Here is a 6124-nt window from a genome sequence, read left to right on the forward strand (position 1 = left end):
TGGCGGCACGGGCCTTTCTACATTGCGGTCCTGGCTTACTGCGGCTGGAGATGGATCCGCTTCGCCATCGCGCGGAACTTGCCGGTCTCTGCCTGCAGGAAGCGCTGCGCGTCAGCCACCGAGCTGGGCTTGGCCACCTCCGCACCGGTCGCCTCCAGACCGCTGACGACCTGTGCGTCCTGCAGCGTCTCGACGAGCGCCTGGTGCAGCCGCGCGACCACGGCCTCCGGCGTGCCCTGCTTGACCATGATGCCGGCCCAGGTCGCCTGGTCGAAGTCCTTGAGTTGCGTCCCTTCGCCGAAGGCCGGGATGGCGGGATCGACCTTGCTGCGGCTGTTTCCGGCCCAGCCGACCAGCTTCAACCGCCCCTGATCGGACAAGCCACGGAAGCTGGCCGCGTACGGCAGGATGGCGAAGTCGACGTTCTTCCCGGCCAGGTCCTGCATCAGCGGCGCCATGCCCTTGTAGGGGATGTGGCTCACGCCGATATGGGTCCGGGTCGCCATGTCCTCGGTCACCAGGTGATACATCGACCCGGGACCGACGCTGCCGTACGTCAGCGGCTTGGCCGGATTGGCCTTGGCCAGCGCGATGAGATCGTCGACGCTGCGGACCGGCAGGTCGGGCCGCGCCACCATCACGAGCCGGTTGACGGTGACCGGCGTCAATAAGCGGAAATCCTCGGTACGCAGCTTCACCGCCGCATTGGACAGCGGCGACAGGATGACCTCGTTCGGCGAGCCCAGGAAGATCATGTAGCCGTCCGCCGGCGCGTTCAGCACCTTCTGCGCCGCCATGGCGCCACTGACGCCGCCGAGATTCTCCACCAGCACCGGCTGGCCCAGCGCCTTCGACAGCCGAGTATTCATGCTGCGGGCAATGGCATCGGAGAGCCCGCCGGCCGGGTACGGCACCATCAGCACGACTGGCTTGGAGGGATACGCGTCCGCCGCGCCCGCGCCCGGCGTGGCGAGCAGGCCAACCGTAGCGACAGCGGCAAACGTGCAACGGGCAAGCATTCTGCGAATCGAGTTCATGGCAGTCAGGCAGTGGGGTGGAAGAATTCGGTGGCGAGCGCCACCCAGAATGCCGCGCCCGTATCCAGGCAGCGGTCGTTGAAATCGTACGAGGGGTTGTGCACGCTGCAGGGGCCGGTCGGCACGCCGCCCGCGTGGCCATTGTCGCCATTGCCGATCATCAGGTAGCAGCCGGGGCGCTCGGCCAGCATGTAGGCGAAGTCCTCGCTGGCGCACAGCGGCGTCGCGTCGTCATCGACGCAATCAGCCCCGTACAGCTTGCGGGCGACCCGCACGGCGAGCGCTGTCTCCGGCGCGGTGTTGACCAGTACCGGATAGCCGCGCTCATAGACGATGGCATGCCGCAGACCGAACGCGCGCGCCTGGCCCTCGACCACCTCGTGGATGCGCCGTTCCAGCAGCGCCCGCACCTCGGGCTGCAGCGCCCGGATGCTCAGTTCCAGTTCGGCCGACTCCGGGATGATGTTGTAGGTGGTTCCCGCCTCGAGGCGCCCTACGGTGATGACGGCGGCAGCCTGCGGATCGACATTGCGGGCGACGATGCTCTGCAGCGCCATCACGGTCGAAGCCGCGGCAATCGTGGGATCGACAGCCAGTTGGGGCATCGCCCCATGCCCCCCGACCCCGTGGAAGGTGATCACGGCGCGGTCGGACGACGCCATGAACGCGCCCTCCTTGACATAGAAGCGCCCCACCGGGCGCCCCGGATAGTTGTGCATGGCGAACACGGCATCGCACGGAAAGCGCGCGAACAGGGCCTCGTCCATCATCCGCCGCGCCCCGCCKGCGCCGCCCAGTTCCTCGGCCGGCTGGAAGATCAGGTGCAGGGTGCCATCCCAATCCACGCCCTCTCGCTGCATCGCCGCCAGACGCTGGGCCGCGCCTAGCAGCATCGCCGTGTGGCCATCGTGGCCGCAGCCATGCATCTTGCCGGGGATCTGGCTGGCCCATGGCAGCCCCGTGACCTCCTGGATGGGCAGCGCGTCCATCTCCGCGCGCAGGCCGAGCTGGCGGCTGCCCTTGCCGAAGCGAAGCCGCCCGACKAGCCCGGTGCCAGCGATGCCCGTGGTGACGTCGTAGCCCCATTCCTCCAGCTTGCCGGCCACGAAGGCGCTGGTCCGGAATTCCTCGAAGCCGAGTTCCGGGTGACTGTGGAAGCGCCGCCGCCAGGCCGTCATGTTGTCCACATCGGGGTCACTGCAGTTCGCGTCGGTCATGGGGGTCGGATCGGTTCTGGTCCGCTCCATCATATGGCTCCCGGAGAAAACCAATTGGCGATATATTTTCCATGGTGAACACCTTTGGTGTTCATCATCGCCACCCTCCCCTGGAACCCTTGTCATGCGCCAGCACCAGCTCCGAGCCCTCGTCCAGGTCGCCGAAAACGGCACCATCCGTGCCGCTGCCCGGAGCCTGCATCTCAGCCAGAGCGCCCTGACCAAGGCGCTGCGCGAACTCGAGGACGATGTCGGGACGGAGCTGCTCGTGCGCAGCCACAAGGGGGTGGAGTTCACGGCGGCCGGGCGCGTGCTGCTCACCAACGCCCGCCTGGCGCTGGCGTCGCTGGAGCGGGCCCGGGACGAGATCCGGGCGTTGCAGGGCGGTGCCGGCGCGCACGTGGCGGCGGCGGTCACCCCGCTTCTGGCGCTGGATGTGCTGCCCCGCGTCTGGGAGGCCTTCACCGCCCGGCAGCCCGATGCGCGGCTGTCATTGAGCGAAGGATTTCTTGCCGACCTGATTCCACGGCTGATCGAAGGCCGGCTGGACTTCGCCATCGCCATCGCGGATCCGGACGAGCTGCCGCCCGAGCTGGCCTTCGAACCGCTGTTCGAGGTCAGCGCCGTCCCGGCCGGCAGAGTCGGCCATCCGCTCGCCGGTGCGACGGGCTGGCAGGCGCTGGAGCATGCCCGGTGGACCTTGAACTTGTCCCCGGGCAGCCAGAGCGAGACGTTGCTGGAATGGTTGCGGACGAGCGACCTCCCCGTCCCGCGCCAGATCACGGCGTGCACATCGCCCACGCTGATGACGGAACTGATGCGCCGCACCGATGCCATCGGCTACTGCCCCACGCAACTGCTGGCCGATCCGATGTATGGCAACGGGCTGCAGGCGTTCGCGGCGCTATCTCCGCTGCCGCCCCCGATGCAGGCCGGCCTCATCCGCCTGCGCGCGATGCCGCTGGGGACGTCCGCGCGCATGCTGGCCGAACTGTTTGTCAGCCACCTGGCGCCATAGCATCCTGCGAACACGCAAAGTCCCCGGCTTTCGGAAAACGCCCCTGCGCCGCCCAGCCGTAGAGTGGCTCCAGTCAATGTCCGACAGGAGCCGCCCATGTTTTCCACACGTCGTCCTTCATCGCTGCACTTCCCGCTGGCCGCCATGCTGCTGGCCAGCACGCTGCTTGCCTCTGCCTGCGCCGAGTACGCGCCGCCGGGCAGCGTCTACAGCGCCGGACAGACCTCGCTGCCCGAGACCGTGACGATGGCCACGGTCGAGCGCGTGCGGTTGGTGCAGATCGACGACAGCAGCCAGGGATCGAGYCTGGTRGGCGAACTGGGCGGCGGCCTGCTGGGCGCCGTGGCCGGCAGCGCCATCGGGCACGGCCATGGTTCGCTGCTCGCAGGTGTGGCCGGCGGCCTTGCCGGCGGGTTGGCCGGGCACGAGATCGAGTCGGGCGTGGAGCGCCACCCCGGATATGAAATCACGGTCCGGCTGCCCGACGGCCGGCTGCAGGCGATCACCCAGTCGGCATCCGAAGGCAGCTTCTACCCGGGCCAGCGCGTGCAACTGCTGTGGTCGGAAGATGGCAAGGTGCGGGTGACGGCCTGAGCGGCCGGGGGAACGCGGCGCGATGGCCGCGCCGCTGTCAGATCTTGACGGCCGCGAAGAGAATCAGCGCGGCGATCGGCGAGGACACCAGCGAGATCACGGCGCTCTGCTTGAGCGTGGCCTTCAGCATCACGACGAAGCCGAACGAGAACGCGATGAACGTCACCACCCAGGTCACGAGCGAGGCGGGGCCGGACAGCGATCCGCCCGTCAGCTTGGCCATGGCCGCCGCCGCGATGGCGTTGAACAGTAGCGCTACAAACACGGCCTTCAGGGCCTCGACCACGGTCGGGTCTTCGCCCGTCACCATCCTGGCGACGACCTTGACCACGAAGCCGATCACCACGGTAATCACCACCACGGCGAGGGTGACCTTGACCGGCAACAGCATGGCCATGAACAGAAATGCGGCAACCAGAAGCAGGATGGCGACCATAGTCGGCAGATAGAGTGTGAGGGCGGCGAGCACGGTATCACGCAGGCAGCGCTATCGCACGCGTCTCGAAGTGGGGTGTGCGGGACCGATACACCCGACTAGGGGAGGGATGCGGGCTTACGGGTCGCAGGGGCGAGTCAGTGGCTCGCCACCGCCACCGTCACCCGGCGGATTGTCTCTTATTGATGAGGCAGCGGACGGCGCGGATGGGCCAGGAAGAACCGGAGCATTTCCGTACTGGCGTCCGGCCCCTTGGGATCGGTGTACGAACCGCCTGTGCCTCCGCCTGACCATGCATGTCCGGCGTCATGGAGCAGCCAGTATTCGGCATCGACGCCCGACGGCGTGGTGATCAGGCTGCGCGTGTAGCGGCGGCCGGCGCGACTGGCGTCGCGCTCGATCCGCTTCTGGGCACTGCCCTGTTCGTAGGGCTCGATCAGCCGGTCGCCGTTGGCGCGGTGCACAGTGTGGTCGGCATCGCCGTGGAAGACAATCAAGGGGCGCCGTGGCGTGGCGTGCGGCGACGCGCCCCGCCTGGAAGCGCCCAGCCCCTTTCCGCCTTTCATCGCCGCGAGCGCCGATGGCAGGTCATGGGCGCAGCCCGCCGGAAGTCCCGAGTGGACGCCGGCCGCGGCAAACAGTTCGGGATAGCGTTCGACCATCACGGCGGCCATCGCCCCGCCCGCTGACAGGCCCGCAATGTATACGCGATCGGGATCGACGCCGTGGCGCGCAATGACCTCCTGCGTCATGCCCGCGAGGATCGACGGCTCACCACGCCCCGCTTGCTGGTCGCCCGGGCGGAACCAGTTCCAGCATTTCGAGGCATTGGCATCGGCCGGCTGAATCGGATACAGGACCATGAAGCCGAGCTTGTCYGCAAGCGCATTCATGCGCGTACCCGCTGCGAAATCATCGGCATCCTGGGTACAACCATGCAGCATGACGACCAGCGGCATCGGGCCGTGCACCTCGCCTGTCGGCTTGTAAAGTTTGTAGGCGCGCTTGCCAGCTTCATTGGCGAATCGTCGCTGACTGAAGTCTCCCGCCTTTGCCACGGCTTCGGCGCGTGRGGCTGGAGCTGGAGCTGGAGCTGGAGCCGGAGCCGGAGCCGGAGCCGGAGCCGGAGCCGGAGCCGGCTCGGCGGTGCGATGCTCCAGCAGGTGCTGGACCACCTGTGCCGGCATCGGCGGCGATTCCGGCGCGGGTGCATCCGCCGAATGTTGGCGAAGCGCCCGTTGGATAACGGCGGTTGCCTCGAGCGGGCCTGCGGTCTGAAGAAGCTGCATGGCCTCATGCATCGAGGCGAGAAACGCGTCGTTCATTTTCACGTTGATTTCCCATCTGGCCCGAAGAACCGGGCGCGGCGACATTGCCGCAAGCTACCGTATGCGTCCTGCCAGCGCGGCCTTGACCGCGGGCGGTGCATGAAACGCGCCGAGTACAACAACCGATTCGATCGTCGCCGATGCCAGCGCTGGGCTCACATCRGCAGCAATACTTGCCAGACCAAGAACATGGATGGCCAGTTTCTCATTGGCTGCCAACGCCGCCTCGAGATCCTGCTTCGAGAAATGCTGCAGACCGAGCACCAGCGCGCGGCGCGTCACCGTCTCATGAATGGCCTGCTGGTGCACGGCCAGTTGATTGCGGATGGCGGTCCGGATCAGATCCGTGCGGTTCGAATAGAAGCCCTCTTCCACCAGCAGATCGATCTGCCCGAGGTCCACCGGCCCAAGGTTGATCGTGATTTTTTCGGTCTCGCCGCCCTTGGGGCGAAGTGCGCCGCCCTGTGCCGCAAGGTCCATTTTTCGTTCCATGT

7 protein-coding genes are annotated in these 6124 nt (G+C 67.3%); 2 read left to right on the forward strand and 5 right to left on the reverse strand.

Annotated elements, in window-relative coordinates; translation table 11 throughout:
• Nucleotides 1-35: 35 nt before the first annotated feature.
• Both AB4Z27_RS26625 and AB4Z27_RS26630 read right to left on the reverse strand, forming a co-directional pair.
• Nucleotides 36-1019: a Bug family tripartite tricarboxylate transporter substrate binding protein gene (locus tag AB4Z27_RS26625; protein ID WP_441592440.1), complete on the reverse strand. Its 984-nt coding sequence runs from the start codon at nucleotides 1017-1019 to the stop codon at nucleotides 36-38.
• Between the two features lie 23 nt (nucleotides 1020-1042).
• Complete coding sequence (locus AB4Z27_RS26630; RefSeq protein WP_441592438.1) at nucleotides 1043-2254, reverse strand: M20 aminoacylase family protein; 1212 nt, start codon at nucleotides 2252-2254, stop codon at nucleotides 1043-1045.
• 124 nt (nucleotides 2255-2378) lie between these two features.
• Between AB4Z27_RS26630 and AB4Z27_RS26635 the strand changes: the two genes are divergently transcribed.
• The gene (locus tag AB4Z27_RS26635) at nucleotides 2379-3272 is read left to right on the forward strand and encodes a LysR substrate-binding domain-containing protein (RefSeq protein ID WP_441592436.1); all 894 of its coding nucleotides are present in this window, start codon (nucleotides 2379-2381) and stop codon (nucleotides 3270-3272) included.
• A 96-nt stretch (nucleotides 3273-3368) separates the two neighbouring features.
• Nucleotides 3369-3866: a glycine zipper 2TM domain-containing protein gene (locus AB4Z27_RS26640; RefSeq protein ID WP_092295365.1), complete on the forward strand. Its 498-nt coding sequence runs from the start codon at nucleotides 3369-3371 to the stop codon at nucleotides 3864-3866.
• A gap of 37 nt (nucleotides 3867-3903) precedes the next feature.
• Here the strand turns inward: AB4Z27_RS26640 and AB4Z27_RS26645 are convergent, their stop codons facing one another.
• The 3 genes from AB4Z27_RS26645 to AB4Z27_RS26655 all read right to left on the reverse strand — a co-directional run bounded on the left by AB4Z27_RS26645 (nucleotide 3904) and on the right by AB4Z27_RS26655 (nucleotide 6122).
• Entirely contained in the window at nucleotides 3904-4263 is a 360-nt protein-coding gene (locus AB4Z27_RS26645; protein WP_143093904.1) for a hypothetical protein, read from the reverse strand.
• Between the two features lie 218 nt (nucleotides 4264-4481).
• Entirely contained in the window at nucleotides 4482-5633 is a 1152-nt protein-coding gene (locus AB4Z27_RS26650; RefSeq protein ID WP_441645673.1) for an extracellular catalytic domain type 1 short-chain-length polyhydroxyalkanoate depolymerase, read from the reverse strand.
• Nucleotides 5634-5684: 51 nt separating this feature from the next.
• Nucleotides 5685-6122: a CopG family transcriptional regulator gene (locus tag AB4Z27_RS26655; protein WP_441645674.1), complete on the reverse strand. Its 438-nt coding sequence runs from the start codon at nucleotides 6120-6122 to the stop codon at nucleotides 5685-5687.
• Nucleotides 6123-6124 lie beyond the last annotated feature (2 nt).

The organism is Cupriavidus sp. KB_39, assembly GCF_052114485.1.
Classification (GTDB): domain Bacteria; phylum Pseudomonadota; class Gammaproteobacteria; order Burkholderiales; family Burkholderiaceae; genus Cupriavidus.

What these genes read in the sequence shown, in the direction of transcription:
- AB4Z27_RS26625 (WP_441592440.1), bottom strand. Translation starts at nt 1,019, where the DNA reads ATGCTTGCCCGTTGCACGTTTGCCGCTGTCGCTACGGTTGGCCTGCTC.
- AB4Z27_RS26635 (WP_441592436.1), top strand. Translation starts at nt 2,379, where the DNA reads ATGCGCCAGCACCAGCTCCGAGCCCTCGTCCAGGTCGCCGAAAACGGC.
- AB4Z27_RS26645 (WP_143093904.1), bottom strand. Translation starts at nt 4,263, where the DNA reads ATGGCCATGCTGTTGCCGGTCAAGGTCACCCTCGCCGTGGTGGTGATT.